Here is a 1,212-nt window from a genome sequence, read left to right on the forward strand (position 1 = left end):
GCCTATGTCATTTACACCTCGGGTTCCACGGGGCAGCCCAAGGGCGTGGTCATTAGTCGTGGTGCGCTTGCAAACTACGTGCAGGCGGTGCTGGAGCGGGTCGATCTGCCGGCAGATGCGAGCCAGGTCGCGATGGTGTCCACCGTAGCTGCGGACCTCGGGCACACCAGCTTTTTCGGTGCGTTATGCAGCGGCCGCACCCTGCACTTGATCCCGGCAGAGCGTGTCTTCGATCCGGACGCCTTCGCCGAGTACATGAGCCGCCATAGGGTGGACGCGCTCAAGATCGTGCCCAGCCATCTTCAGGCCTTGCTGAATGCGGCCACGCCGGCCGACGTGCTGCCTGCCCGTCGGCTGGTGGTGGGGGGCGAAGCGACACGGTGGCCGCTGCTGGAGCGAATCGAGGCACTGAAGCCCAGCTGCCGGGTGCTCAACCACTACGGCCCGACTGAGACCACGGTGGGCATTCTCACGCAGGAGGCGGACGAGGCGCTTCGGACGGCCGGCACTTTGTCGGTGGGGAAGCCGCTCGCCAACAGCAGCGCTCATGTGCTCGATGCCGACCTCAACCCTGTGCCCGTTGGGGTGGTCGGCGAACTGTACCTGGGCGGTGCCGGCGTGGCGCGGGGCTACCAGGCTCGTGCTGCGCAGACTGCAGAGCGCTTCGTCGCGAATCCCTTCTCGGCGGCCGAGCGGCTCTACCGCACCGGAGACCGGGTGAAGATGCTGGAGGACGGCAGCCTCGAATTCCTGGGGCGGGTGGACGACCAGGTGAAGGTGCGCGGCTACCGGGTGGAACTGCGGGAAGTAGTGCAGGCGCTGCAGGGACAACTCGGCATCGCAGAAGCTGAGGTTGTCGCCCGCGAGGACGAAGACGGGCGCACCCAACTCTACGGCTACGTCGTGGCGCAGGCCGGTGAGCGGATCGATATCGACGGGCTACGGGAAGCGCTCGCGCGGACGCTGCCCGAATACATGGTGCCCCCTGCAATCATGCAGCTGGATGCCTTGCCGCTCACTGCCAACGGCAAGGTTGATCGCAAGGCCTTGCCCGAGCCTGAGGAGCGCGAGGCGAAGCGCTACGAGGCGCCGCGAGGCGAAGTCGAGCGGGCGCTGGCTGAAGTCTGGGAGCAGGTGCTTCGAGTCGATCGGGTCGGCCGCCACGACAACTTCTTCGAGCTCGGCGGCGACTCCATCCTTACCTTGCAGATC

Annotated in this window: 1 protein-coding gene; it reads left to right on the forward strand. The window is 66.5% G+C overall.

Annotation, left to right across the window (positions count from 1 at the left end):
* Positions 1-1,212 (forward strand): non-ribosomal peptide synthetase (locus NFX52_RS30250; protein ID WP_156358534.1); only part of this gene is annotated, 1,212 nt, incomplete at both ends.

This window comes from Acidovorax facilis (assembly GCF_023913775.1).
In the GTDB taxonomy this organism is placed as follows: Bacteria; Pseudomonadota; Gammaproteobacteria; order Burkholderiales; family Burkholderiaceae_C; genus Acidovorax; species Acidovorax facilis.